The sequence below is a fragment of the Oligoflexus sp. genome (genome assembly GCF_035638955.1).
GTDB lineage: Bacteria > Bdellovibrionota_B > Oligoflexia > Oligoflexales > Oligoflexaceae > Oligoflexus.
Map to the genome: position 1 here is coordinate 1 of NZ_DASQYZ010000283.1, position 25,661 is coordinate 25,661.

22 protein-coding genes and 1 pseudogene are annotated in these 25,661 nt (G+C 52.9%); 10 read left to right on the forward strand and 13 right to left on the reverse strand.

Translation table 11 applies throughout. The features are described 5' to 3' along the window. Positions 1 to 362: pseudogene (locus VE954_RS26020) on the reverse strand (hypothetical protein); the annotation flags it as partial. A gap of 234 nt (positions 363 to 596) precedes the next feature. On the opposite strand from VE954_RS26020, the gene VE954_RS26025 reads away from it, so the two are divergent. Then, positions 597 to 1,271, forward strand: coding sequence for a glutathione S-transferase N-terminal domain-containing protein (locus VE954_RS26025; RefSeq protein ID WP_324958365.1), 675 nt, complete (start codon positions 597 to 599; stop codon positions 1,269 to 1,271). 13 nt (positions 1,272 to 1,284) lie between these two features. Here VE954_RS26025 and VE954_RS26030 read toward each other — a convergent pair whose 3' ends face one another. The 4 genes from VE954_RS26030 to VE954_RS26045 are packed head-to-tail and all read right to left on the reverse strand — an operon-like array spanning position 1,285 to position 7,172. Further along, entirely contained in the window at positions 1,285 to 2,427 is a 1,143-nt protein-coding gene (locus tag VE954_RS26030) for a Kelch repeat-containing protein (RefSeq protein ID WP_324958367.1), read from the reverse strand. Positions 2,428 to 2,455: 28 nt separating this feature from the next. Then, positions 2,456 to 4,069, reverse strand: a complete 1,614-nt coding sequence (locus VE954_RS26035; RefSeq protein ID WP_324958369.1) for a response regulator — start codon at positions 4,067 to 4,069, stop codon at positions 2,456 to 2,458. Next, positions 4,069 to 4,518 (reverse strand): response regulator, encoded by a 450-nt coding sequence (locus VE954_RS26040; RefSeq protein WP_324958370.1) that lies wholly within the window; start codon positions 4,516 to 4,518, stop codon positions 4,069 to 4,071. Before VE954_RS26040 ends, VE954_RS26035 begins: the two co-directional genes overlap by 1 nt. Next, the gene (locus VE954_RS26045) at positions 4,512 to 7,172 is read right to left on the reverse strand and encodes a PAS domain-containing protein (protein WP_324958405.1); all 2,661 of its coding nucleotides are present in this window, start codon (positions 7,170 to 7,172) and stop codon (positions 4,512 to 4,514) included. Before VE954_RS26045 ends, VE954_RS26040 begins: the two co-directional genes overlap by 7 nt. A gap of 318 nt (positions 7,173 to 7,490) precedes the next feature. Between VE954_RS26045 and VE954_RS26050 the strand changes: the two genes are divergently transcribed. Further along, complete coding sequence (locus VE954_RS26050; protein WP_324958374.1) at positions 7,491 to 9,203, forward strand: amidohydrolase; 1,713 nt, start codon at positions 7,491 to 7,493, stop codon at positions 9,201 to 9,203. Positions 9,204 to 9,655: 452 nt separating this feature from the next. After that, a complete protein-coding gene (locus VE954_RS26055; RefSeq protein ID WP_324958376.1) occupies positions 9,656 to 10,438 on the forward strand; it encodes an OmpA family protein in 783 nt (260 codons plus the stop codon). Between the two features lie 75 nt (positions 10,439 to 10,513). Here the strand turns inward: VE954_RS26055 and VE954_RS26060 are convergent, their stop codons facing one another. Next, on the reverse strand, positions 10,514 to 10,753 hold the full coding sequence (locus tag VE954_RS26060) for a hypothetical protein (RefSeq protein WP_324958378.1): 240 nt from the start codon (positions 10,751 to 10,753) through the stop codon (positions 10,514 to 10,516). A gap of 244 nt (positions 10,754 to 10,997) precedes the next feature. On the opposite strand from VE954_RS26060, the gene VE954_RS26065 reads away from it, so the two are divergent. Both VE954_RS26065 and VE954_RS26070 read left to right on the forward strand, forming a co-directional pair. Beyond that, a complete protein-coding gene (locus VE954_RS26065) occupies positions 10,998 to 11,777 on the forward strand; it encodes a metallophosphoesterase family protein (RefSeq protein ID WP_324958380.1) in 780 nt (259 codons plus the stop codon). A gap of 2 nt (positions 11,778 to 11,779) precedes the next feature. After that, the gene (locus VE954_RS26070; protein WP_324958382.1) at positions 11,780 to 12,313 is read left to right on the forward strand and encodes a hypothetical protein; all 534 of its coding nucleotides are present in this window, start codon (positions 11,780 to 11,782) and stop codon (positions 12,311 to 12,313) included. 3 nt (positions 12,314 to 12,316) lie between these two features. On the opposite strand, the gene VE954_RS26075 is transcribed toward VE954_RS26070, so the two are convergent. From VE954_RS26075 to VE954_RS26090, 4 genes are all read right to left on the reverse strand, one after another. Further along, the gene (locus VE954_RS26075; protein ID WP_324958384.1) at positions 12,317 to 14,638 is read right to left on the reverse strand and encodes an adenylate/guanylate cyclase domain-containing protein; all 2,322 of its coding nucleotides are present in this window, start codon (positions 14,636 to 14,638) and stop codon (positions 12,317 to 12,319) included. A 17-nt stretch (positions 14,639 to 14,655) separates the two neighbouring features. Beyond that, positions 14,656 to 16,152 carry a hypothetical protein gene (locus VE954_RS26080; protein WP_324958386.1) on the reverse strand — a complete coding sequence of 499 codons (1,497 nt, stop codon included), beginning with the start codon at positions 16,150 to 16,152 and terminating at the stop codon, positions 14,656 to 14,658. 243 nt (positions 16,153 to 16,395) lie between these two features. Continuing rightward, a complete protein-coding gene (locus tag VE954_RS26085) occupies positions 16,396 to 16,920 on the reverse strand; it encodes a cupin domain-containing protein (protein WP_324958388.1) in 525 nt (174 codons plus the stop codon). Positions 16,921 to 16,934: 14 nt separating this feature from the next. Beyond that, complete coding sequence (locus tag VE954_RS26090; RefSeq protein WP_324958391.1) at positions 16,935 to 18,989, reverse strand: thioredoxin domain-containing protein; 2,055 nt, start codon at positions 18,987 to 18,989, stop codon at positions 16,935 to 16,937. Between the two features lie 211 nt (positions 18,990 to 19,200). Between VE954_RS26090 and VE954_RS26095 the strand changes: the two genes are divergently transcribed. From VE954_RS26095 to VE954_RS26105, 3 genes are read left to right on the forward strand one after another with little or no spacing between them, the layout of a single operon-like run. Continuing rightward, positions 19,201 to 19,596 (forward strand): hypothetical protein, encoded by a 396-nt coding sequence (locus VE954_RS26095; RefSeq protein WP_324958393.1) that lies wholly within the window; start codon positions 19,201 to 19,203, stop codon positions 19,594 to 19,596. A 38-nt stretch (positions 19,597 to 19,634) separates the two neighbouring features. Further along, positions 19,635 to 20,393, forward strand: a complete 759-nt coding sequence (locus VE954_RS26100; protein WP_324958394.1) for a glycosyltransferase family 2 protein — start codon at positions 19,635 to 19,637, stop codon at positions 20,391 to 20,393. Beyond that, complete coding sequence (locus VE954_RS26105; protein ID WP_324958396.1) at positions 20,390 to 21,493, forward strand: glycosyltransferase; 1,104 nt, start codon at positions 20,390 to 20,392, stop codon at positions 21,491 to 21,493. Before VE954_RS26100 ends, VE954_RS26105 begins: the two co-directional genes overlap by 4 nt. Here the strand turns inward: VE954_RS26105 and VE954_RS26110 are convergent. The 3 genes from VE954_RS26110 to VE954_RS26120 form a co-directional block, all read right to left on the reverse strand. Then, positions 21,453 to 22,226 (reverse strand): alpha/beta hydrolase, encoded by a 774-nt coding sequence (locus VE954_RS26110; protein WP_324958398.1) that lies wholly within the window; start codon positions 22,224 to 22,226, stop codon positions 21,453 to 21,455. The two genes, VE954_RS26105 and VE954_RS26110, sit on opposite strands and share 41 nt — an antisense overlap. Continuing rightward, a complete protein-coding gene (locus VE954_RS26115) occupies positions 22,223 to 24,592 on the reverse strand; it encodes a DNA translocase FtsK (protein ID WP_324958399.1) in 2,370 nt (789 codons plus the stop codon). The genes VE954_RS26110 and VE954_RS26115 overlap by 4 nt, the downstream gene beginning before the upstream one ends. Positions 24,593 to 24,667: 75 nt before the next feature. After that, the gene (locus tag VE954_RS26120) at positions 24,668 to 25,012 is read right to left on the reverse strand and encodes a hypothetical protein (protein WP_324958401.1); all 345 of its coding nucleotides are present in this window, start codon (positions 25,010 to 25,012) and stop codon (positions 24,668 to 24,670) included. 251 nt (positions 25,013 to 25,263) lie between these two features. Here VE954_RS26120 and VE954_RS26125 point away from each other — a divergent pair, with 251 nt between their 5' ends. Continuing rightward, positions 25,264 to 25,572, forward strand: a complete 309-nt coding sequence (locus VE954_RS26125; protein WP_324958403.1) for an AAA family ATPase — start codon at positions 25,264 to 25,266, stop codon at positions 25,570 to 25,572. Beyond that, on the forward strand, positions 25,548 to 25,661 hold a 114-nt coding region (locus VE954_RS44415), incomplete at its 3' end, for a hypothetical protein (RefSeq protein WP_414699031.1). The genes VE954_RS26125 and VE954_RS44415, both read left to right, overlap by 25 nt.

A 25,661-nucleotide genomic window follows, 5' to 3' on the forward strand; every position in this document is an offset into this window, starting at 1 on the left:
AAAGCGCGGGCATTGAAAATCAGATTGAAAAGACCGGAATCCTTTTTATATCGAGGGGGCCTGGGCTTAAAGTGGAGATCGGGCTTTTTTAACAGGGCGAAGTAGGAGGCGTAGTCTTCACCCAGCTTACCCAGCGTCTCCTGCGCATTGACAGAGGTGAGCTTTTTGTAGTGTCTGGTCTTATGTTCACGCGCCCATTTGTCGATTTTCGGGTAGGACATGGTTTTCCCGGTTTCCCGATAACTCCTTCTGACTTCAAAGAGAGCCACGTTATAGAGATTTTTCGAACAGATGCACATATCCGTAAGCACTCTTGATTCGAGCGGGGCCAGGTGCTTGAGCTCTGTCCTTAGGGTTCGCATCGGCGTTCCAATCCATGCATTCACAAGTGCCTGGAGGTTAAACCCATACTAATTTACGGTCAACAAAAAACTTTCGAATCAATCTCCGATAATGGGAGATAGCTCAAGCTCAATTCCTCCCGGAGCTAAAGCACCGGGTATCCTTGATCTGAGGGGTGATGAACGGGACGCACCTGGGAGAAATTTGCTATCCTGCGCAAGGCTTATTGTGCCTGCGCAACGAAAGGAAACATCATGTCGTCTCAAAAATGGCCCATCACTTTTCCCGATCGTATTCAGCTCTATAGTCTGGCCACGCCCAACGGCCAGAAAATCAGTATTGCTCTCGAAGAATTCGAGTTGCCTTATGAAGCTCATCGCGTGGATATCATGGCCGGCGACCAGTTCCTTGACGAATACAAGGTCATCAGCCCGAATTCCAAAATTCCGGCCATCGTGGATCCCAAGGGTTCGGATGGGAAAAAGCTGGTTCTCATGGAGTCAGGTGCCATTCTCCTTTATCTGGCTGAAAAAACCGGCAAACTCCTTCCCAAAGGCCAGGCTAAGTACACGCATCTGCAATGGCTCTTTTTTCAGGTTGGTCATATAGGTCCGATGTTTGGCCAGTTCGGCCATTTCCATAAATATGCCAGGGCGAAATGCGATCATCCCTATCCACTTCAGCGTTATCAAACGGAAACCCAAAGACTGCTGGCGGTCCTGGAGCAAAGGTTAAGTGAATCCGAATTTGTCGGTGGTTCTGACTATTCGATTGTGGATATTTCCATAGCCCCTTGGGTGGATTGTTTGGGCACTTTCTATGAAGGAACAGAGATTTTGCAGCTGAAGAATTATCAGCGTGTTCAAGCCTGGCTGACCCGATGCAAAAGCCGTCCAGCTTATGAGCGCGGCAGTCAGGTTTGCCGTTAAAGCGGGAATGGAATTATTCTTCCAGAATCCAAAGGCCGTCGAACTGCGTCAAAGTCCTGGTGCCCTCGGCATAGCCGATACCTCCAAAGACACCAAGCCGGTTGGGAGCCAGCGAAACCAGGCAGTGTGCCACACGGCCTGGGGGATGATCGAGCGTCGGAATCCGCGACCATGTCTGACCTTCACTCTCGAAAAACCACAGTTCATGGTTGAAGGCATCGGTCCCAAACCTTCCCCCGAACACGACGAATCCTTGAGGACCCCAAGGAGCGATTTCAGCTCCTTTTAAGCTCGCAAATCGTGGGTCCGGGATTGCTGGTAGACTTTGCCAGCTTTCGCTCTTGATATCGAAAACGGCCCCACTGTTGTCCTTTCCATCCGACGTTGCGCCGCCCCAAATGAAAACCAAACCATTGATGTAGAGAGCACGCGCATTGGCCCGAGCCGACAAATGGGGCGTCGCCGGGAGAGCGCGAACTTCCTGTCCCAGGACATCGAGAATAAATCCATCCCCCTGCCTCTGCTGCCCCACGAAACCGCCCCACACCATGATTCGCCTCGTATCCAGGCTCACGGCGACGTGCGAAACACGAGCGCGCATAATGGGTGATGAAGCATGCACATGCCACAGCTTATGGGGAACATCATAGCGCGCCCAGCTGGTGGGTTCGGCAGCACCTTGGCCACCAAACAGCACCAGCTGTTGTCCCACGCGGGTGAGTGTGGCCTGTCGTCTCGGTTGCAGCTTAGTCTCCTGCGGCAAGCGTTCCCATTTTTGACCATCAAGATCAAAGGAAAATGCATCCGCATGGGCTGGACTCTGAGCCGTCTCTCCACCCACTATGTAGACGGATCGATCGTAAACAGCGAATGCCGCATAATTGCGAGGTACGGGGCCGTCCGCATGCGTGAGAGCTTGCCAGCGTTTCGACCCTTCATCATAAAGTGTCAACTGATTGTTAAGAGGCGAACCCTTGGCCTCATCGATACCACCAAAGGCAACGAACCTGCCATCGATGGATCCACACGAACTATGGGCCAACGAGCTTATGTTTGCCGCGGCGGGAACAAAACGCCAACGGGCTGCTCGATCCTGCGGCCGGGGCAGCATTTGACAGGACAGCATGACTCCAACCAGCAAGAACCGATGCAGCATGATAATCCCCCAGGCTGATGATCCTTCATCAACCCTTTTGAACCTTGCGCGAACGAAACATGGAACAGTGATGATGGATCATATTGATAAGGACAGGGCGATCCACCGGTTTAGGATGGAAATCATCACAACCTGCCTCCAGACAGCGGGTCCGTTCCGATTTCATGGCATTGGCCGTCAGGGCAATAATGGGCCTTGTAAAGCCATCCTGTCGAAGTTTTTCGGCCGCCGTATAACCGTCCATGATCGGCATCTGCATGTCCATGAGAACAATATCGTGAATGAGCAGCTGCGCTTTATCGATCGCTTCGATGCCGTTGTTTGCGAGGTCGACGGTGGCGCCCGCGGATTTTAATATTCGCGACATAAGCAGTCGATTATCCTGCGAATCATCAACCAGCAGAACGTGGATCTGGCTGAGCGGCAACTTAGGACTGGCCATGGCTTGAGCTGCGGCAGGTGCGGGTGAAACGGTGGAAGCCTGCCGGTCCACTGCAATCCGCAAGGTAAATGTGCTGCCTTTTCCCGGTGCGCTGGCGGACAAAATCAGATCACCCTGCAGAAGGTTGGCCAGCTTTTTCGACAAGGCCAGGCCAAGGCCTGTGCCGCCAAAGCGGCGCGAAATAGATGAATCGGCCTGGGAGAACGGTTTAAAAAGAAGATCCTGCTGTTCGGCGGAAATTCCCAGTCCCGTATCCACAACAGTAAATTCAATGATCTCACCGGCCGATGCATGCGGCGGCTCCAGCCGGTTCACAAAGATTTTGATGTCCCCTTGCTCCGTGAACTTGATCGCGTTGCCAATGATATTGATCAAAATTTGACGAAGTCGATTGGGGTCTGTTTGGATGGTTTCCGGCAGCTTGGGTGCGTAATAGAAATCCAGTTTCAGGCCTTTTTCGCGGGCCTTGGGACCCAAAAGGTTTTCAATATCCGACAGCATCGGCCGCAGCGAGAATGAAATCAACTCGACAGCCAGCTTACCCGCTTCCACCTTGGACATGTCCAGTATCTCGTCGACGATCTGCAGGAGGCTCTGGCCATTCCGTATGATGATCTCGAGCGTTTCCCGGGTGGTCTTGTCATCGCGCTCCGAATTCAAAAGCAGCTCTGAAAAGCCCAGGATGGCACCAAGTGGCGTTCGAATCTCGTGACTCATCTGAGCCAGGAAATCGCTTTTCGATCGATTGGCGGCAATAGCCTCCTCTTTAGCGATCAAGGCGGCTTTCTCAGCTTCACGGCGGGCCATCCGACTTTGCGCCTCGCGCAGTTCGCGTTCAATAGCCGGCATCAGTCGGACCAGGTTGCCTTTCATCACATAGTCATGAGCCCCCGCGCGCATGGTCTCGACGGCCGTTTCTTCACCGACGGCTCCCGACACGATGATAAACGGCAAATCCAGCCCCTTTTGCTTCATGATGTTAAGGGCTGGAAGGGCACCGAATCCCGGTATATTGTAGTCAGAAATTACGAGGTCCCAGGGTTGACTTTGCAGCCTGCTTTCCATATCGGCCGCACTGGCCACACAGTTATATTCAATCTGAAAACGACTTTTTCTGAGTTCCCGGAGCAGGAGCAGAAGGTCATCTTCTGAATCTTCCAAGATCAGAACCCGGAGACTCGCCTTGTCTTCCATTTTCATTAGGGCCTTTTGAAAGGGGGGCGTTCGTTGATAAGCAGCCAGTACATGCCAAGGCTTTTCACGGCTTCGGTGAACTCGACGAAATCGACGGGTTTGGCCACATAACTGTTCGCTCCACGACTGTAGCCCCCGATCAGGTCCTTTTCCTCTTTGGAGGTCGTCAGGATAACGACTGGGATGAGTTCCGTCCTTTTATCGGATCGAATTTTCTCAAGGACCTGAAGGCCATCAATCTTGGGAAGCTTGAGATCGAGCAGAATAACCTGAGGCTGATGGGATAGGTCACGTCCTTCGTACGCAGCTGTTCCAAACAGATAATCAAGAGCTTCAGCCCCATCACGGGCCACAATAATGTCATTGCTGACATGGGCCTTTCGCAAGGCGCGAATGGTAAGAGCCTCATCATCAGGGTTATCTTCGACGAGAAGGATGGTCTTTGGTGTCACCATTTGGTCTCCTTTTCCTGCTTAAAATCAGGCAGGGTAAACAAGAATTTGGCGCCTTGATCGACCTGGCTTTCCGCCCAAATTCTCCCTCCATGCCGGTGGATGATACGTCTCACGGTGGCCAATCCTATGCCGGTTCCCGAAAATTCGTGAGCCTGGTGCAGGCGCTGGAACGCTCCAAAAAGCTTGGAGCCATATTCCATATTAAATCCTGCGCCATTGTCTTTGATATAAAATACTGTTTCGCCGTCCAGGGATTCGGCGCCGAAATCAATCTGCCCCACAGCCTTTTTGCTGGTGAATTTCCAAGCATTGGACAGAAGATTTTCAATGGCAATTCGGATCAGAGAGGTATCACCTACCACATAAAGGTTGTCCTGAACCGTCATGGTCACGTGTCGGTCCTTGTCGGTGGACTTGAATTCCTCGACGATCTTATGGACCATCTCACTTAAAGGAACGCGCTCACGGCGCATCTGCGTTCTTGTGAGTTTCGACAGGTTCAGGAGATCGTCTATAATACGGCCCATTTTCTGCGAAGCGGATCGAATCCTGTGCAGGTTATCCTGGCCCTCAGTGTCCAGAATATCCATATAATCTTCAAGGAGCGCCTGGCTGAAACCATCAATACTTCGCAGAGGGCTGCGCAGGTCGTGCGAGACGGAGTAACTGAAAGCTTCAAGCTCCTGGTTGGCGGCGGTAAGATTTACCGTACGCTCGACCACGCGACGCTCCAGTTCCTCGCGCGACCGACGGAGTTCGTCCTGGATACGCCTCGTCTCCGTGATATCGCGTAACGTCACGACCACACCCTGAACGACATTTTTTTCAATGAACGGGGCCGCTACATAGCTGACTGGAAAGGAGCTGCCATCCTTGCGAATAAAGATATTTTCTCCTTCCACCGTGCGCTCCTCATTCAAAATGGCGTTCCAAACTTCAGGGCTCGGATCATGACCGGCTCCGGTATTGAACACATCTGCAAGTTCTTTGCCTATGAATTCTTCGTGTTCCCATCCCATCAGGCGCGTCGCGGCGGGGTTGACAAAGATGACTTTGCCGCTGCGATCGAAAGCGCAGATGCCCTCGCCCAGGCTATTGGTCAACGCATCGGTGAAGTTGAGCTGCGATTGCAGACGGGTGCGCGAGATATTGGCCGCATCAAACAACCGCGCATTATCAATGGCGACAGCCGCCTGAGGCGCGAGTCCGGCGACCAGATACTCGGCGGTTTCCGTGAAGACTCCCGCTTTTTCATGACCAAAAAACAGCCCACCCAAAACCTCACCCGTGCGGGATATCACAGGCACAGCGAGATAGCTGCGAACCGGAAGATGCCCGACAGGCATGCCGCGATAAGGCACGTTTTTCCCAAAGCGCGGATCCTGCGTAACATCCGCCAGTCGCACAATGCCTTCGCCTTTAAATGTAGGGGCAAAAATATTCGTGCTCCTGGGCATCGGGAAGTTCGAAAATTTTTCGCGAGGAACGCCCGAAATGCAATAAAGGGTATAGGCTTCGCCATCCTCCCTTAAGACGTTATAGAAAAAGGCTCCAAATTGGGCTCCCGAAAGCTCAGTGGCCACGTCTGTCACGGTTTGCACAATCTTATCCAGATTGAGTTCGCCCGTCAGGACCGTTCCCACTTCATGAAGTTTTTCATTGATGTGGGCCTGCTCTCTTATTTTTTGCTCAAGCTGCTTCTGTTCTGTGATGTCATAGATCAGGATGCCCACACCTATCACTTCATTCTCGCTGAACACGGGATAATAGCTCGCCAGAGAGTGCCGAATGTCATGCGGGTTGGCTGGCGAAGCCCCATGAACGGGAATATTCAGAAGAGGTTTGCGCTTTTCTATGACATCGTCGATTCGAATGCCGAAGCGACTCAGCTCTTTGGCAAAATGTTCACCAAACCTGGTGCCCAGGAATTGCTTCTGGCTTTTGCCCGTCATCTTTTCAAAGGCGGCATTCACGCGAACGTAGTAAAGATTTCTATCCAAAAAAGCGAAGGCGACGGGTGCCGACATTAAAAGAGTATTCAGGACCGCAGCCGCATGCTTTTCGCTGACGTTGGCGTCGTTGGCTTCGGTGAATAGTCGCGAATTTTCAATCGCCAGAGCGGCACGCGAGGCCAGATCAAAGACAAAATCCAAATCCTTGGATTGATAGTGTCGAGTTGATTCCGCCATTACAAATGTAATAGCGCCCAAAATTTTCCCATTCACCTTCATCGGCATGATGATGGCCGATTTCATGCCCAGAGATTGCAGGATAGCCAGATGCTCTTTATCATTGGCTGTTGCCACCAGCAGGTCATCGGGAATTTCAGGATAGAATTGAGGTGCCCCTGTTTTCATGACCAGGACGAGCCCATGGTTATCCGACGGCTGAGGCGGGTACTTTTCAAACAGCTCAAATGCCAAAGCCGTTTTTTTGCGATCGGCGTGGACCACGGCCAAACGTCGAATCGTTCCATCGGCTTGGAAAATATCGATCGCGCACCAATCAGCGCAAATAGGCACAGAGAGTTGAGCTACGTTGGAGAGCGTGGTTTCATGATCCAGTGAACTCGACAGAACCTGGCTCGCATCAGCTAAAAACTTCAGACGCTTTTCAGCAGTTTCATTGATCCAAAAAAGATCATCGGTATTCATCGTCACCTGCAACACCCTGGCGAAAAGGTTGAAATTTCAAGCCATCTCCGGCCCGCAAAGGCCTGTCGACACAAGCCTTGACCTATACCGACTCAGGTCTGCGAAGTCGATACAAAATGCCGCAATGCCAAGATCAGGTTGAAAAAGACTGGGGAAATCCCACTGCATTTCCTTCGATTTGCGGTAAGTCCCAGGCTAGGACCCCCTGTCTTTGTTGACGCAGAAAAGCATCTTTCGAGACTTGGCAACCCCGGAAAAGCTGGATAATCTGCGACCAATGTTCATTCCAAACAAATGGTTTTACCTGGAGAAATAAGTATGACAGGAAAAATTTCCAGCTGGCGTTGGACCGTGGCTGGGCTCTTGATGGCGTCAATGCCGGTGGCCGCTGCGCCTGCGGACATCATGCTGACCAATGCCAGAATTTATACGATGAATAAGGACCAACCCAAGGTTGAAGCGTTGGCCATTCAAGGTGGTCGTGTGGTGGCGACAGGCAGCCTGCGGGACCTTAAAACATGGCAAGGCCCCACCACGCGCTTGATCGATCTCAAGGGCAAGGCGGTGTATCCTGGTTTCCATGAGGGCCATGGTCACCTGAAAGGTCTTGGTTATCAAATTGTCCGCCTGGATCTTGCCGGCGTGAATTCCCTGATCGTGGTGCAGAATCAGGTGAAAGACGAGATTAAAAACACGCCTGCATCGGAATGGGTTCTTGGCCGTGGCTGGGATCAGAACCTTTGGTCGAAAAAGGAATTTCCGAGCCGGCAGGATCTGGACAAACTGGGTGCCCAGGCGCCCGTGGCCCTGACCCGGGTCGATGGTCATGCGCTGTGGGTCAACAGTCTGGCCTTACAAAAAGCCGGGATTACCCGTCAAACACCCGATCCGGTTGGTGGTAAAATTATTCGTGACGCAGAGGGAGAGGCGACAGGCATCCTGGTGGACCGGGCCATGGACCTGGTGCGATCCGTCATACCAAACGAGTCTCCGGCGCAGCGCGAGAAAGCAATACGAGCAGCTTTGGCTCGCTGTTCCGAATTGGGTTTAACCAGTTTTCATGATGCTGGTGTGGATGCGGGTGATATCGCGGTGTATGAAGCCCTCCTGGGCAAGGGCGAACTCCCTTTACGCATGAACGTGATGCTGGCCGGCGCCGATCAGGAGCTGATCAACCAATACATGAAGACCGGGCCCGTGGTGAAAGGCGATCAACAGTTGCAAATCAGGTCCGTGAAGCTCATGGCTGATGGAGCTCTCGGCTCAAGGGGCGCGGCTCTGCTGGAGCCTTATGCGGACCAACCTGGCTATTCCGGCCTTGAAATCATGACCGAGGAGCAGATCTATCAAGCCACCAAACGATTTGCTCAGGCCGGCTTTCAAACCGCCGTGCACGCGATTGGGGATCGAACCAATCGCAGTGTTCTCAATGCCTTCGAACGGGTGATCAAGGAATTTCCAAAAGTCGATCTGCGGCTGCGCGTCGAGCATGCGCAGATCCTGGATGCCCAGGACATCCCACGCTTTGGCAAACTCGGTATCATCGCCTCCGTTCAACCCACGCATCTGACGTCGGACGCTCCATGGGTACCCACCCGAATTGGAGCGGACCGCATGGACGAGGGGGCTTACGTCTGGCAGAAACTGCGGCAGAACAAGGCTGTTCTCGTGAGCGGATCCGATACACCCGTTGAATCAGCCAATCCGCTTTGGGGCCTCTATGCGGCAGTCACGCGGCAGAATCAGGAACGTTATCCAGCGAAGGGTTGGAGCATGGACCAACATCTAACAATGCAGGAAGCTCTGGAATCTTATACGAAAAATGCAGCGCTGGCGGCCTTCTGGGACAAGCAGCTGGGGACTCTGGAGCCAGGACGCTATGCGGACATTGTGGTCCTGGACCGTGACCTGAATGAATTGATCGAGGAAAAAAGGCCGCAGGATATTTTGAAGGCCAGGGTTCTGCTCACCATTTCCAACGGCCGAATTGTCTTCGAAAATAAAAAGGAAATGGCCGGTTTGCGCGGCTGAAAACCGGGCAGCGTTTCATAGTTCTGCCTACTCAGTTTTAGGAATGAAGCCCCCAAAGCCTTGGGCTCGGGGCATTTCCCGCCACCTGCCTCACTTTTCTTCTGCAAATTCTTAATTTCTCTCGCCGTTCCTTCAAGGCTCGATTTTTCCTGGATAATAAAAGATTGTGCACATATTCCGTGATGCCATGAGATGAAGCGAATTCAATACATGAGTCAAGCTATCACTGCGGAAGCCAGAGCCCGCCTGCCCTTGATGGTTTTCATGTTCACAATTATCTGTACAGAATGAACGGACCTCGATCATCGAAATTCACTGTATTGTTTTCTCTTCATGGTCATCAGAGTCATCCAAAAATACACAAGTTTTAATCTTGGACAGATGTTCATAGGACTGTTATAGCGAGTTTTAGATGGTTTTTTTGTTTTCAAACAGAGACAAGGATTTTTCGCATGTTATGGACAAGGATAGTCTTCCTGCTTTTATGGATCTGTTTAATAATATCGGGACAATCGGACGCTAATAATCTGCACGATCAGATGATTCGTACGGCAGTCGCCCCGATGATTGATGACGAAATCAAGAACGAAGCGCTGGTGAAGAGCAAAGCTGGTTTGCATCTTTCGCTAATCGAAAGCTCCGATCTGCCAGCAAAAATAACGTATCGCATACAGCCTGTGGAAACCCAGCCAGCCAAGGCCCGCGAAGGAAAAGGTCCGGCGCTTTTGGAGCCGGGTCTTTATGAAATCGTGGTGTCCGTGGCGGAACGTGAAAGTTTTCGCAAAAAATTCCTGGCCTTTCCGGATCTGCAATCCAACCTGCGTCTCCGTTACACGAAGGATGAGGGATTCTCTCTGGAACAGAGTATTGATCTTCCCCAATTGAAATTTGCCAGGAGCAAAAAAGAAATTTTGAAAGAATCCTATCCGGTGCTGGATTATCTGTCGGTCCTGATGCAGGACGAAAAAGATATCAGCTCGCTGGCGATCCTGGTGCATACAGACTCAGGCGGCAAGGAAGCTTCCAACATCAGTCTGACTCAGGCCCGCGCGGACGAAGTGATGAAGGAGCTAAGAAAGAAGGGCGTGGAAGCCAAGCGCCTCACGGCGGTTGGGCTGGGGTCATCAAGCCCGCTCGTACCCAACACAACCCGTGAAAATCGTTTAGTGAACCGACGCGTGGAGTATGTCCTGGAAAGCATTCAGAGCAAAGTGCTTTTGGGCAAGGCTCGTTGATCATCCCAGCCAGCTTAGGGCTTTTATCCAGGGGCAGGACATGCCCCGCCATCCTTTATAGCCTTTCGAGCCAGCTTATCTTTCGACTTTCATAGCATCCGCTTCAATCCACTGGGTCAAACACTCGAATACAAGTGCTGCTGTTCCAAACAGAGTCAGCGAATAGGGCGCTAATATACTGACGAAATTGAAATACGGAATCGTGGGTTTCGAGAAGAACCAGAGAATGGCACTGAAAACGCAAGTCCAGACCACAGCGGCCATGATGCCCGATTTGATGGCTTTCCACAGACCTTTCGCAATCGCCTCGAACATATACGAATGACCTCCCGAATTGGATTAGGTTCCGCGTGAAGAGACGGTCTGGGCGGCAATTTATTGCTGCCTTATTTTCCACCGATCGACCCGCCTGCAGGTGACCAGGATTTTGACAGCACGCGTCCGCATAACCAGCTGAAATAACAATATTAAAAAGTCAGACCAGATTTTGCTTGGATGGGTCTGTCGCTTCGCAGGCGACTGCTGTGTTGCTGTTGTTTCCGTTGCTGAGGTGTAATCCATGCTGCGAATTTTGTGTTGCTTTATCTTGCTGTCTGCCTGTTCTGAGCGTTTGACCCCATGGGCCATTACGGTCCCCGGTGAGTACAAAAACCTCACCGATCGCAACCTCGCTAAAGTCCGAGCCCTTCCCGAACCGACCTGGCCGATCCGGATCGCGTTGATGGGCGACCCCCAGGGAACGCCCCATGATCTGGATCAGGTGGTGGATCGCATCAATGATCGTGAAGATGTCAGCTTTGTCCTGGTCCTGGGTGATTTGACCGATTATGGTCTGCAGCATGAATACATCTGGGCGGCCCGTGCGCTGGAGAAGCTCGAGGTCCCGGCTCTGACCGTAGTGGGCAATCATGATGCGATCGCTCACGGCAAACTGATTTACCAGGATATGTTTGGGCCGTTCGATTACACGTTTTCGTATGCTGGTCTGAAGTTCGTGATGTTCAATAACAATCAGTTTGAGTTCGGCGATACGGATTTTTCCTGGCTGCAGCAGCAGATCGACGAAAATTCCATTACGGCCTCGCACATTCCTCCCGTAGTTGATGCCCATCGTGAAGAGCAGGTCGAGCTCTGGAAAGGCAACAATTCCAAAGCGCAAATTCTGGCTTCCCTGCATGGCCATCGCGGGGGAAAGACCGACTTTTTCTCGTTTGAAGAAGGTATCCCTTACTACGTCGTCCCTAAGGTGGAAGGTGTTCGTTACTCGCTGATGACCATCAATGAGGATCGCAGTATCCGCTTTGATCTCTGTCATCACACCTGCAGCGAGGAGAAATAATCATGAGACACATCCTTGCCGTCGCTTCGATTCTTTGGGCTTTTGCATCCTCGGCTCAGGCTGATGTCATGATGAACGTGCAGCATGCCGGTTACGCTGGCAATGCCGCGCTTGGCCTTGGTTATGTCGGTTCCACCTTCGGTGCTGACGCGCTCTATGGTTGGACACCGAAACGCCTGGCTGGTCATGACGTTCAGTCGTTGACTTTGAAAGGACTCTGGTACCTTTTCACGGTGGGTCATGAAGGTGAGATGAATGTCCGTCCTTATCTGGGACTCGGCGCTTTCTACAGCCCTGATAGTGACCTTTTTTTACAGCTGCCCGATCAGTACCCCAAATCCTATTACGTGCCTTCAGCTCTGCGTCCCGCCCTTTTCACGGGGCTCAGAATGCAGATCAACAGGAGCTTCAGTGCTTCTGTGGAATACGCTCTGTTGGACTCTGAGTTGGCTTACGTCAAGAACAAAGGCGGCGTGGCTTATAATCAGGTCGGGAGTGTGGGCTTTGCCGTGCACTATAATTTTTCGGCTGAATAACCATCAGGCTGCCGGTCGGCTGCGAGGCAGGAGCTGAACCTTTCGACCCAGCCGGCCGATCGCCTCACGTAGACCTTGAACAAAGCGATCCTGCTTCTCAGCGGGATTATCCAGGAATTGGCAGCCGTGGACGACGCGCCCCGGCTCCATCTCACGGGACCAGCAGGTCCGCACCTTGATCTCCAGAGGCAGCTGACCCTCATCCAGCACCAGACTCAGCCGCAGGGTTTCATCCGTAGGCACACGCTGATTCAGGATGATCGCAACCCCACCCACCGAGAAATTCACCAACCATGCCTCACCGCGCGGTGTCTGCAAGGGAATGTAATCCGCCGGCTCCAGATGCCAGCGCGGTTCGTTGGTATAGAGTTTATGATACTCACCATAATAATCCAGGACGGATCGAAGCTCACCCTCCGCGGCATGGAAGGGATTGAACTCATAGCAGCGAATCGGCTTCTTATGATGTTTGATGCGGATTTCTTTGCTGTTGACTCCCGGATCGCGCGGCGAAAATTGGGCCAGAAGATCGAAAGTCGACAGACCGAGCATGATACGATAAGGGGCACAGGCATGTTCCAGACGTGCGGTGAAATTCACGCCATTGCCAATCAAGGTAAAATCGATACGGCCCTCGGTACCAAGGTTTCCAATATAAACCGTGGCCGTATTAATGCCAATGCGCAAAGGAAAGATCGGTTTGCCACTGCCGTTTAAAGCCTGTGACCGTCTCAACGCTTCCTTTTGAATTTCAATGGCACAAAGAAGAGCCTGATCCGCGTGCCCCACCTGACTCGCACCCTTATCAAAGTGATAGCCAAAAAAGGCCAGCACACCATCGCCTAGACTTTTATCCACCAATCCACCGAACTGATGAATTTTTTCCACGATATATTCGATTTGAGCTTTCAGCTGCTGAAAGGATTCCTTTGCCGTCAAACGCTCGGTCGTCAACGAAAATCCGACGATATCGACGAACATGATGCTCACGATCTGTTCCACCGGATCTCCGTGCAGGATCTTTGGGTTCCGGGCAATGCTGTCTGCGAGTTCTGGGGACAGGGCGCCCCGAAGACTGCTAATGAGCAGCCGCGACTTTTGATTTTCGGCTCGCATGCGTTCGAGCAGCACGATACTGCCGCCCAAGGCCACGGCGAGCGTGGCCCAAAGCCAGGGCAGAATCCAGCCTTCATAAGTGAAAAGGACCAGGCCACCAATCGGCAGCAGAAGGGTCAAGGACATGAGGCTTAAGGCCGCAAGCCAGGGCTGCAGCAACAGCGCCGCAAGCATAGCACCAGCCACACTGAAGACCAGCACGGTTAGACTCAGACCAAAGGATTCCTCCAACCAGGCATTCTGCAGCACACTGTTGAGCAGAGCGACACCAAAGTAACCGCCTTGCAGGCGGCCGATAGGAGTATCCTTCCAGTCGGCATTGCCGGTGAACATCGCTGGCAGGATCACCACAATATCTTCGCTGGTGATGCCGGGCTCCGGAATATTCTGACGAATGCGCTCCAAAACCACTCTTAAACTTTTGGTTTTGCCGCGGGACACATACTCTTCGCGGTCGCTGAAATTGATCGGAATCAGATTGCGGCGATTCAAAGGAATCGGCTGCTCACCCAGAAACAGCTGCTGGCCCCGCACCCGAAGGGCACCCAGGGTCAGGAATGCGGCATGGGGAACGAGGGATTGGGGATCGATGCGAATGAAGGGACGAGCATAGCCAAATTCACTGTTCGTGATATGCCCAATGCGAAAGGCATCCCGCAGGAAAGGATGCGGTCCATAAAAATAGCCCTGTTCCACCGGTGGCCAGGCCGGGGCTTCTTTCACATGATAGTCGGGGTGGAAGAGCGACATCATTTTGCGGCCAGGGAGCTGCAGAGCTGAGATAAAACCACCTGACACCACCGGCACGCCAACGCCCTTAATGCCATCGATGAAGGCGCGAGCATGCTGAGGATCGAGACGATCATAGACCCGCTCCTGCAGGGGCAAACTAAAAAGTTTATCGATATAGAGGGCACGCGGTTTACTGGCGCCAAAGTGTTCGGCGAGTTTCAACCAGCTATCCAAAGTTAAATCAGGGTACCCGAGGTACCCTACTGTCTGCTCATCAAAGGCAAATATTTTGAGACGAGGATCTAGCGCTGGACTTTTGCCCAACCAGGAACGGAATCGAAATTCCAAAGGACGGCCGATTTGATAGGCAAGGTAGGATTGCACAGGCGTGAAGTAAAGCGCGAGAAAGCCAAGGCTCAGAATCAAGGCCAAGACTATAGGCACCAAACCAAGTTTTTCTCGACGCAATCGGGACATCCTTGTCCTTTCCAAAATCAGGGAACCGTCGGGATTTCAATTGCCAGAACGGCAATCCCTGTGTCACCCATGGTCACAAAAATATAATTTCCAAACGTTCGAACGCGAGTTGGGATTCCAGTCAACGTGTATGTGTTCAAGACAAGAAGGTGTGAGGGATCGCTGATATCAATCAGGCTGGCTTTCCTGGTGGCGTCCACTGCAAAGAGGTATTTGCCGCTGGCCGCTACATCCAGAACCTGAGGCAGCGCGAGCCGGCTCAGAACCTTAAGAGCATTGGGAACCAGCGCATCCACCGCGGAAATGCCAGTATTTTTTTCGGCAGTATAAAGCCGGCTGGAATGGAACAGAAGTCGTTCGGCCGAACCGTCCAGGGTCAACTGACTCAGGGGTTCGAAGCGATCATTCTGGGTGATGTCAAGACTAACAAGTCGCGTGCGACTGATGCTGTAAGCCACGGTTCCATCGATCTGGATCGCGTAGGCATTCTGGGGAGCCTCATCGTCGGCTCCCATGGTCGCGGTAATTTCATAGGCAGGCTGCACCTGCTGGATATCGAAGCGGGATATGCCGGCTCGTGAATTTCCTGCAGCAGTGCTTTCCTGGGTTAGATAGATGTTGTTGAGGTTCACGGCGACGGCAAGACCATTGGTGTTGCCCCGTGCGTCCGTCATTTGCAGGGTGAGGCCATTGACCAGATCAATCACCCCAAGTCCCGCCAGGCCCGCGGCCACATAAAGACGGCGACCGGCCCCCAGAATGGAATTGATGATGCCGGTTCCAGCGACGCGGGTATTGGCTGTGAGAACCCCCGCAGGGGACAGGTTGAGGACTTCAATCCCGGTTCCATCCGCGACATAAGCGGTGGTGCCGTCCACAAAAATATCAGCGGCAGTGCCTGGGGTATCGTAGGTCGACACCAATTTCAGGCGTGGACCATTGGCCGTTAGAATGGGAACCTGCCGTGCTTCCCCAACGAAGACGGGAAGAATCGCAGCCTGGTAAACACCAAGGCCTTTCGGGTGAAAAACCACGGAATTATCTCTGACTTCAATATCCTTTTTCGGAATCAGGCCGTAGAAGCTGTCACCTTTGTCCGAGGTCATACGATACAGGACCACCATGTTTTCATCCGCGGCGCCGGCATTCCTTGGAATGTAAATCTTAACAGCCTGCACCATGGCGTCGGCGACTTTTTCCTGCGAGCGGATGGCGATGGCCTTGCCGGCTTCCTTGATGCCCTGAGGAATGGACAGATAGGTGCCGGTAATATCGGTTGCGATGGAGGCTTCCTCACCCACTTCAAAGTTGGTGAAATCGCCTTGATCGCTGGGATATTCGACCCGGGGAATCACTTCCTTGTCCGCTGGAACAGGAGTACGGACAGCTTCCGCTGGATTGAGGCTCTTATTGTTGCTGGAAGGGGTCTTGCCAAAGTTATCATTTTTGCAGGCAGAGGTCAGGGTTGCCGCCAGAAGCAGCGACACAAGAGTGAGGCAATGGACAGACTTCATGCTCAATTCTTTGCACCCGTATAAATTAGTGTCTCTTATATACTTTTCGGCGGAACATCAGCCGATCTTAAGACCGATCCAGAAAGCCGGAAATTGAGTTAAGATCTTCAAAGGTTTGGCGCCAGCTATTGCGTTGAGGGCCTCGAATCCATGGACATAAATGTTACGGATGGCCGCTATCAAACAGTATGGGTAATTTTAATGGAGGAAGGGCCAGCCGACGCTGGCTCGTTCGGTAGGTTTTTAGCGCCCTGCGGACATCACCGGCAGGAGTTCAGGATGCTTCCACAGCGCCGGCCATTTTTCAGCGTCCTGCGCCGTGGCCAGCTGGAAATCTTTAAAATCAAAACCCGGTGAGACCGTACAGCTGACGAGGCAGCAATTATCCCGCCCCGTCATCAGCCGCGAACCAAACCAGCATCCCGCCGGTACCATAACGTGAGGCTGCTGTCCCGCTGCCAGATCCAGGCCCAGCTGCAACTTTTTTTCAACCCCATCATTCAGGAGCATGATCACTTCCAAAGGGGAACCAGCGTGATAGAACCAGAGCTCATCGCTCTTAATACGATGCCAGCGCGACACCTGACCGGCTCCGAGCAAAAAATAAATAGCGGTTCCATAGCACCTTTCCCCTTTCATGCCATCGGGCAGCGAGGGTTCCGCTATCTGTCCGGAAGAACGATAGCTCTCGCGGTAATAGCCACCCTCGGGATGCGGCGTTAATTTCAGACAACGGATCCATTCTTCTGCCGTTTTTGCCTGAGCCATGGGACGATATCCTCTTAAATATGCGGTGTGTCCTGCAGCATTCTGCGCACCAATTCAGCATCATCCGTTGGCTGCTGGCAACTGCCTTTTTCACAAAGATAGTAGAGGGTCCTTCCCTTGCGTGTGCCCTTGCCAGAAAGGGCTGGGCAAATATCCGTCAGACTTTCATCCGCGCGAAGAAAGACCGCATGCGGACTGAAGGCCGGGCTGAGATCCGGCCATACGAGGTCCTGTGCGGGTTGGTCCGTCGCGATCACCACTTCCCAGTGCTGACCGCTGATCCAGTCCAAGGCCAGCATCATCATGGGAAAGGAACCAGGAAATCTTTCCATGAGGTCTGCGGTTTTCCGGAGTATCTGCGCCGCTCGTGCCTCCTGCTCCAAAACACCACTCATGGCACTCAGGCGCAAAAGATTCCAGGCGCTCAGGCTATTGCCTGCCGGTGTGGCATTATCGAGAAAATCCTTGCCCCGCAGCAGCACGGTCCCATCTTCCCCATCGTGATCGAAGTAGGCGCCGTTGATTTCATCCCAAAAAAGTTCATCCTGTTTGGTCTGCAGTTCGAAAGCTGCCCGCAGCCATTGGGAGTCAAAGCTGGCTTCATAGAGCTCAATCAGGCCGAAAATCATGCCGGCGTAATCTTCCAGATAGGCATTGAACCGGGTCTGGCCGGATCGATGGGAACGCTGCAGCCTTCCCTCCTTGCGCATCGCATTGAGGACAAAATGCGCCGCCCGCTGCGCACTCTGCAGCCAGGCCTCGGCACCAAAAACCTTATGGGCTTTCGCCATGGCTCCGATCATAAGGCCATTCCACGCCGCCAGAATCTTATCATCACGCAAGGGACGAATGCGTTTCTCACGAACCTTTTGCAGTTTCTCAATCAGCATCCGGTAATTGGGATCGGCAAGGGTGGCCAGACGTGGAGCCTTCTGCTGATGCAGAATGTTGGCCTGCTGCACCGCTTTCATACCAGCCGCTTCCTCAAGCTCCTCGACCCGCCGATCGACATGGAAGTTACCCTTCTCTTCCACAGTAAAATATCGCTGAAACTGTTCGAACTCTTCTGCATTGAAAATCTTTTTCAACTCATCCAGAGTCCAGACATAGAATTTGCCTTCCGTCTTTTCACTGTCAGCATCTTCAGCCGAATAATAACCGCCTTCCGGGCTTTGCATATCATGCATGACGTAATGCAGAGTGGTGGCGACGACCTCGCGATATTCGTCGGACCGTGTGACCTGATAGCCTTCCGCATAGGCCAAAGTCAAAAGTGCATTATCGTAGAGCATTTTCTCGAAGTGCGGCACGAGCCAGGTGGCGTCCACGGAATAACGGTGAAAGCCGCCGCCCACATGATCTCGCATGCCGCCGCGAGCCATCCCATCCAGAGTGCCGACGACAGCCTTGATCGCCTGATCATCTTTTTGATAACGGGCGATGCGCATCAGAGCCATCAGCGACATGGCAGGGGGGAATTTAGGGGCCCCACCGAAACCGCCCCATTCCGGATCATAGGCCTTCAGCTCGCGCTCCAGGAAGCCTTTCAAGGGTTTCGTATCGAATTCCTTTTCTTCGGCGACCTGATCCTCGAGCATTTTCAGGTGTTCCATCAATTCGAAGGCGCTATCCTCAATATCCTCCTGCTTGTTCTTCCAAACTTCAGCCAGCCGTCCGAGGATTTGTTTAAACTGATCGCGTTGAAAAAAAGTGCCACCCCAAAAGGGTTTGCCGTCGGGTGTCAGCACTGCAGAAAGTGGCCAGCCGCCACGCTGATTCATGGCCTGCACCGCGCGCATATAGATGGCGTCGACATCAGGCCGCTCCTCGCGATCGACTTTCACGGGCACAAAATATTGGTTCAAAATTGCGGCAACGTCGGTTTTTTCGAAGGAATCACCTTCCATCACATGACACCAGTGACAGGTCGCATAGCCGATCGAAAGAAATATGGGTTTATTCTCCGTACGTGCGCGTGTAAACGCTTCTTCTCCCCAGGGATACCAATCCACGGGATTATGGGCGTGCTGCAGCAAATATGGGGAAATTTCCTTTGATAATCGATTCATAAGCCCCTCCTTAGACGATGGGTCGCCCCCAGATTGTAAGGTTTCCCGACAGCTGTCGAGAAAAGAATCTTACGGCCGCAAAGAAAGGCCAACGATATCAATTTGTCAGAGTTATATTGACAGGCACGAGGATTGCTCTATACTACGCAGAACTGGCCGAATCCCCGTTGTGCTGGGCCAGGAGCGGAATTGAAGTGGAGTTCTTATGCGGATGTTGAAGTCGTTATTGCATTGGATGTGGCTGATTTCGGTAGCTGGGTTTTTGTCTTCTGTTCTACTTTCCAACGTTTCTTTCGCAGCTGCCGTGAAGGCCTGCAAAAAACTTAAAGAAAGCTCGTTCGTGGATGCCAGTCGTGACAAGGACAAGGACAAAAAAGTCTTTTGTACCGTCACCCCCCGTCTTGGCACTGTCGGTGATTATGTTGAAATCAAAAACCAATATAATTACATTGTCGCAGTGGGTCGTGTGATTAAACAAGGCAAGGCCGCGACAATCGTCGTTCTCACGAAGTACAATCGTGACGAAGGTTCGATGGCCGGTTACCCTGCCATGCTGCGTATCAACGAAAACCAGGACTATTGGACGGCAACCAACGCCCCTTTCTGATGCTCAGGGCTCGATCGGGGCATCTCATATGAGATCCCATGAACGAGCCCCTCGACCTTTCTGTCGTTATCATTGCCTTCAATGAAGAAGCCAACCTTCCCCGTTGTCTCAAGAGTCTTCCCCCTGACATTGAAATCATCGTGCTCGATTCCGGCAGTACGGATCGCACGGCGGCCATTGCCCAGGAATTTGGGGCCAAGGTCTTTCAGCGTCCCTTTACCCATTTCGCCGACCATAAAAATGCCGCTCTCGCACACGCCACCCGCCTTTGGGTGCTGTCTGTCGATGCGGACGAGGAATTGGATGCCGGATTAAGACAGGCGATTCCCGAGGCCATAGCGCGGGCTGAAACCGGAGTCCAGGCCTTCCGCCTGCAGCGCCGGCTCGTGTTCATGGGACGCCGCATGCAGTTTGGCAAAACCCGGGACTGGCCGGTCCGACTCTTTTTACGGAGCGAGGGTCGCTACGTCGGCACTATTCATGAAGAGCTCAAAGTTGCCGGACGGGTCGAACGCCTGCCGCAAGGCCTGCTTTGGCACTACAGCTATCGAGACCTCAACGATTACTTTGTGCGGTTCAACCGCTATACGACCGCCATCGCCGAGCGGCATATGGCGGAGGGCAAACGTGTCCCTATAATGAGCCACATTTTGCGACCCTGGCTGGAATTTTTCAGCCGGTATGTTTTGCGGCTTGGTTTTCTTGATGGATACCCAGGTTATACCTATGCTTTGATATCGTCCCTCTACGCTTATATCAAATATGCGAAGATTCAGGAAAAGAGGCGGCATTCATGACCCAAGGCGTCGCCTGGATTCTCTGTTCCAACCGCTGGAACAGTGCCATCACTGAATATGCTCTCAGTACAGCCCGGGCTTTGCGCCTGAGCGGCTGGACCGTGTTTTTTTCCGGCCTTGCCGATTCGCCGGGCGAGCATCGGGCCCGAGCTTATGATTTGCCGGGAGATTCCTTCAAGGACTTTGGTCTGGGGGAAAGTCTCAAACTGCGGCGTTTGAAGAAAAGCATCGGACCCGACGCCGTTTTCTTGTTCGGCGGTCCTGAAACCGTTTTAGCCCGCTTTATTCCGAATACTCTACGGATTCGCTTTCGCGGGCAGGATAAGGATGTCACGGATCGACTGCCACCTTTGAAGACCCGACTCAATATGCAGCATTGCTCGGCGGTGCTCGTGCCCTCCCGCATTCTGCACGATCGATTTCAAAACATTCTCTGGCAGCCAGTCATGCCAGTCATGCTCGGCATCGATACCGGCAAATTTCATTTTCATCCGGCATCCTATGGTATGGAAAGGCGCCCGACCCTGCGCATACTGGGCCGACTGGATCCCATCAAAGGTCATCAGACTTTTTTCAGTATCTTCCGTCAGCTGCTGCGGCTCTGGCCGAAAAATCGGCAGGAACCCCTGCTGGAAATCATCGGCGAGGGTGCGAATATTTCCGCGGACCAGCTTCGACGCATGGCGACTGATCAAAGACTCCGTGAAGGTGAAAACTGGCGTTTGCAGACGGGGCGCGTGGAAAATCTAAGCGAAGTGATGAGTGCCACGGATCTGGCTGTGATCTCGAGTCTGGGTTCCGAAGTCATCTGCCGCGTGGCCGAAGAATTTTTGCTCTGTGGCGTACCGCTTTTTGTTTCGGGAGTGGGTTCGCTGGAAGAATGTCTGGTGGATAAAAGTTTTGGCTGCAGCTATCGCGGATTAAGCGAGGAGCGGGCTGCCACGCTCTTGACGGAAAAGCTGTGGCAGGCCTGTCAGGAAACAGAAGCGCAAAGGCAGGCCCGGGCTCAAGCGGCGCGCTATGTGTTCAGCCTCGAAGTCATGGGCCGACAACTGAGCGCTAGGCTGGACGAGCTTCGGGCCGAGGATCCAGACGATTGAAGAAAGCGTTCATGCCCTCACGAAAGTCAGGAAAATCCTCGAGGGTTGCTCCATGTCCACTATTGGGAAGCTCAATGAGTTCGGCCAAAGGCAGCCTGGCTTTCATCCTCAGAGCCGCGCCCTTGCTGAGGAGGGAACCGTCCAATTCCCCGCGAAAGATCAGGACGGGAACCTTGATTTCCGGCAGCCGATCATAAAGATCACATTCCACCGATTCCTTCTGAATACGCTCCAAGGCAAAGGGATGGGCCCAAAGGAATTGAGCCGCAACCATCTTCTGCGTCCACGAGTGGGTCAGACGCGGATAAATAGGTTCGGCATCATCCAGAACAATACCCTTCACACGGCCGGGATTATCCAACGCGTGCTGGATGGCCATCGGCACGCCCCGCGAAAAGCCGTAAATAAAGTATTCCTGCAGCTGAAAATGGTCCACTACCGCGTCAATGTCGAGGCAGCGCGAGGCAAAATCATAGTGACCTTCGGTCGGACTGGAACTTTTCCCGCAGCCTCGATGACTGAAGGCAATGCCGGATCGCGGCTGTAGAATTTCAATGCGTTCGGCAAACATGGTGGCGGTCCCGATCATGCCCGGCACCAGGATCACGGGAATGCAGGGACTGGATGTTTTGCTGCGCAGGACCTCCAGATGCACACCGTCCTTGGACGTGCACATGTCCTCTTCCAGGCGCGGGGGAGCTGAGTAGGCACTATCGTCTTTCCAAGCATTCATGTCGAAGATCCTATCCAGGCGCGCGGTTTGCTGCCGTCAGCCTTGGCCACAAGGCCTTGGGCTTCCATGGCTTCCACAATGCGGGCGGCCCGATTATAACCAATTTTCAGCATGCGCTGCAGATAGGATGCACTGATTGCACCCTGACGCTGCGCAATCGCAATCGCCTCACCCCATTTCGGATCGGTTCCGCCCGGTGCTTCCGCGGCTTCCATGCCCGAGGGATTGGCCTGTCTCTGATATTCTGCATCAATCCATTCCATGGCGCTCGCATCGTAATGCGGCTCCGAAGATTTCTTGATGTGATCGACCATGGTCACCACTTCCTCATCGGAGAGGAAAGCGCCTTGAATACGCTCCAGACGCGAGGAGCCGGGTCTTAGGAAGAGTGTATCACCTTTACCCAACAGGCGTTCGGCGCCCATGCTGTCGAGAATGGTGCGGCTATCGATTCGTGAGAACACCTTGAAGGCAATGCGGGAAGGCAGGTTGGCCTTGATCACACCGGTGATGACGTCCACCGAAGGCCTTTGGGTCGCAAGGACGAGGTGGATGCCACTGGCGCGCGCTTTTTGCGCCAGACGTTGAATGGAGGCTTCCACATCCTTGGACGCCATCAACATCAAATCCGCGAGCTCATCGATGACGATAACGATAAAGGGCAGTTTGTTGATTTCATGGTCGGGGAAGCGTTCACGAATCGTATCCTTTTGCTCCATCGAGGCCGTATCCCACCACTGATTGAAGCCTGTCAGGTGACGGACACTGGAGGTTTCCATCAGCTGATAACGGCGGTCCATCTCCTGGCAGGCCCATTTCAAGGCCAGGGAGGCTTTCAAAGGTTCGGTGATAACCGGCATCAGAAGATGCGGGATGCCTTCGTAGATTTTGAGTTCCAGAATCTTGGGGTCAACCAGGATCATGCGAACCTGCTCGGGTCGGGCTTTCAAAATCAAACTGCAGAGCAGGGCATTGATCGCGACCGACTTGCCGGAACCTGTTTGACCCGCCATCAGAAGATGGGGCATGGCAGCGAGGTCACAGCAGATCGGCTCGCCATTCAAGGCTTTGCCGAGAGCAAAGGTTAAAGGCGACTGGGCGTTTTGAAAGACCTGATTCTGCACGAGGTCGCCGAGGAAAACGGTATCCCGCTTTTTGTTGGGCACCTGAACGCCCAGGGCCCGCTTGCCGGATACGGGATGAATAAAGATGGAGTCCACCCGCAGGGCCAACGCGATATCGTCGAGCAGGCCGGTGACTTTCGCCAGTTTGGTGCCGGCGTGCGGTTGAAACTCATAAACTGTCACAACGGGTCCAGGCTGAATCGCGATGATTTCACCGCCGATGCCAAATTCACTGAAAGCCTTGACCAGGGATTCCGCTGTTTGCTCGAATTCCTTTTTTTGACCGTCATCAATCGCAGCCACAAACGGACTGGTGCGAAACAGGCCCGCAGGAGGCGGCTCGTAGGAAGCGTCCGTGCTTTCTTCCAGATCCGGAAAGGTGGTTTTTTCCAGAGTGACAGGCGTTTCGACCTTCACTTTTTCCGAGGGTGCGGGGGACACGATTTCATTCGGCACCATTTCTTTGATAGTAATGCCGGCCAAAGGACTGGTCATGGGCGCAGGTGCGACAGCGGGTTCATCAAACGAGGGCGTCCGCATCTCCTCACGCACGGGCGCAGCCACTTTCGCCTTCTTTTTCCATTGGAATCGGCTCCAGAATGAGGTTCTGGAAGGTTGTAAACCTTGATACTGCAGCCACTGATCACGAAGCGATTCCAGCGCTGGCTTGACCAGGGGTTGCTGCCGAATCATCACCAAAGCCAGCACGAGGCTTGCGATCAGAAAAATCGTCAGACCGGCCTGTCCCACGCCATATGTAAAACTCTTATGCATGTAGTAGCCGCCAGCACCACCTGGCAGGTACTTCAGACCTTCGATCGACAGATCAGGCGCCCACTCCGCAGCGGCCATCAGAAGGTTCACGAACAGAAGTCCCCAGCCGACGATGCGCGATTTGCGAAAGGCATCATTCTGACCTAAAACACAGGCCACGCTCATCCAAAGCCAAGGCAGCGGCAGCAGAAACGCCACCACACCGAGGCGATAGATCAGCGAGGCCGCAAGGTACGACCCCAGCATACCGCCGACATTCTGCGGCGTCCGGGGTGGAAAGGAAAAGTTGTAACTCGAAGGGTCAAAGGGAGAAAAGGAGACAAGGGAAGCCAGCGTAAAAGCGCTGCCAATCAAAATCACGAGCAGGACGATTTCCTGAGAGTAACCATCTTCCGGCCGGATCAAGCGAAACCGGCGCAGAGCCTGCCACATGCCTTTGGAATCCGATGGGGAGCTGGCGTCTGCCATGAAAGCCTCTTGATAGCGATGAAGGTTTTTAAGCTACCCTTCATCATACCAAAAAACGCCAGTCCCGCGGTTTGCTCAGTGCAGGGAAGTTTTGTTTTCTTCCCGCAAAGTTTGCATCAGCTTGAGATAAATAACAAAGAGTTGCTTTTGTTCGTCTTGGGGTAAAAAGCTGATCATGGTTCGGATCGATTTAAGGTCTGGCGCTGCAAAAAGATGAACGCAGAATTCCTCCAGCGAGTCCGTTGCCTCACCGCTCAGAACCTGTGTTTCGGAAACCGACTGTAAAACGGTTTTGGAAAACAGAATGTGGTGGCCACGCATGGCTTCCTGGAAAATCACACGCCAGAGAGGGGGAAGAAAAGCAGGTTGGGCATACTGGTCCATCAATAGGTCTTCGGACAGGGACGACAAGGTTTTCATGGCTAATCAGCTCCGCTAGGGTCTCAACAACAACAACAGCCGATTCCCTAAGAGCAATTCCCGTACGCAATCTCAAGAGCCGGTAATGACAGCCATTGAACCCGCCTTGACTGTCCAGAAGCCTGACACCCGTAGCGTTCAGGTCCAAATGGCTTTTCAGGCTTAATATTTATAAATAATTTCAAATGGTTGACAATTTTAAGTTTTGAACCTTAAAATCTTAAGGTGAGAACCTCGAATTTTGGATTCATATGGAATTTATTGAAAGAAAGCTTAGTAAAACCTTATTGGAAGCCGCCGAGCAGTTCCCAGCCTTGGTCCTGGTAGGGCCGAGGCAGTCTGGCAAAACGACGCTCCTTCGTCATCTTTTTCCGAAGCATGGTTATGTGACATTGGATCGACCGCTTCTCGCGGAGCAGGCTGAGCAGGATCCCGAACAGTTCCTTGCCCAGCATCCTTCGCCTGTGCTGATTGACGAAGTTCAATACGCACCTGGTCTATTCCGCTACTGGAGGCGCTCGGCCAAGTTTATCTGTTGGAACCTTGGTTCGGCAATTTAACCAAGCGTCTGGTCAAGTCGCCCAAGCTTTATCTCGCCGAGCCAGCACTTATGGGCTATCTCTGTGGCGTCCGCAGCGATACACTGACG

Bases quoted from the DNA above. Each gene is read 5' to 3' on its own strand.
- VE954_RS26025 (WP_324958365.1), top strand. From the start codon at position 597: ATGTCGTCTCAAAAATGGCCCATCACTTTTCCCGATCGTATTCAGCTC.
- VE954_RS26030 (WP_324958367.1), bottom strand. From the start codon at position 2,427: ATGCTGCATCGGTTCTTGCTGGTTGGAGTCATGCTGTCCTGTCAAATG.
- VE954_RS26035 (WP_324958369.1), bottom strand. From the start codon at position 4,069: ATGAAAATGGAAGACAAGGCGAGTCTCCGGGTTCTGATCTTGGAAGAT.
- VE954_RS26040 (WP_324958370.1), bottom strand. From the start codon at position 4,518: ATGGTGACACCAAAGACCATCCTTCTCGTCGAAGATAACCCTGATGAT.
- VE954_RS26045 (WP_324958405.1), bottom strand. From the start codon at position 7,172: ATGAATACCGATGATCTTTTTTGGATCAATGAAACTGCTGAAAAGCGT.
- VE954_RS26050 (WP_324958374.1), top strand. From the start codon at position 7,491: ATGACAGGAAAAATTTCCAGCTGGCGTTGGACCGTGGCTGGGCTCTTG.
- VE954_RS26055 (WP_324958376.1), top strand. From the start codon at position 9,656: ATGTTATGGACAAGGATAGTCTTCCTGCTTTTATGGATCTGTTTAATA.
- VE954_RS26060 (WP_324958378.1), bottom strand. From the start codon at position 10,753: ATGTTCGAGGCGATTGCGAAAGGTCTGTGGAAAGCCATCAAATCGGGC.
- VE954_RS26065 (WP_324958380.1), top strand. From the start codon at position 10,998: ATGCTGCGAATTTTGTGTTGCTTTATCTTGCTGTCTGCCTGTTCTGAG.
- VE954_RS26070 (WP_324958382.1), top strand. From the start codon at position 11,780: ATGAGACACATCCTTGCCGTCGCTTCGATTCTTTGGGCTTTTGCATCC.
- VE954_RS26075 (WP_324958384.1), bottom strand. From the start codon at position 14,638: ATGTCCCGATTGCGTCGAGAAAAACTTGGTTTGGTGCCTATAGTCTTG.
- VE954_RS26080 (WP_324958386.1), bottom strand. From the start codon at position 16,152: ATGAAGTCTGTCCATTGCCTCACTCTTGTGTCGCTGCTTCTGGCGGCA.
- VE954_RS26085 (WP_324958388.1), bottom strand. From the start codon at position 16,920: ATGGCTCAGGCAAAAACGGCAGAAGAATGGATCCGTTGTCTGAAATTA.
- VE954_RS26090 (WP_324958391.1), bottom strand. From the start codon at position 18,989: ATGAATCGATTATCAAAGGAAATTTCCCCATATTTGCTGCAGCACGCC.
- VE954_RS26095 (WP_324958393.1), top strand. From the start codon at position 19,201: ATGTTGAAGTCGTTATTGCATTGGATGTGGCTGATTTCGGTAGCTGGG.
- VE954_RS26100 (WP_324958394.1), top strand. From the start codon at position 19,635: ATGAACGAGCCCCTCGACCTTTCTGTCGTTATCATTGCCTTCAATGAA.
- VE954_RS26105 (WP_324958396.1), top strand. From the start codon at position 20,390: ATGACCCAAGGCGTCGCCTGGATTCTCTGTTCCAACCGCTGGAACAGT.
- VE954_RS26110 (WP_324958398.1), bottom strand. From the start codon at position 22,226: ATGAATGCTTGGAAAGACGATAGTGCCTACTCAGCTCCCCCGCGCCTG.
- VE954_RS26115 (WP_324958399.1), bottom strand. From the start codon at position 24,592: ATGGCAGACGCCAGCTCCCCATCGGATTCCAAAGGCATGTGGCAGGCT.
- VE954_RS26120 (WP_324958401.1), bottom strand. From the start codon at position 25,012: ATGAAAACCTTGTCGTCCCTGTCCGAAGACCTATTGATGGACCAGTAT.
- VE954_RS26125 (WP_324958403.1), top strand. From the start codon at position 25,264: ATGGAATTTATTGAAAGAAAGCTTAGTAAAACCTTATTGGAAGCCGCC.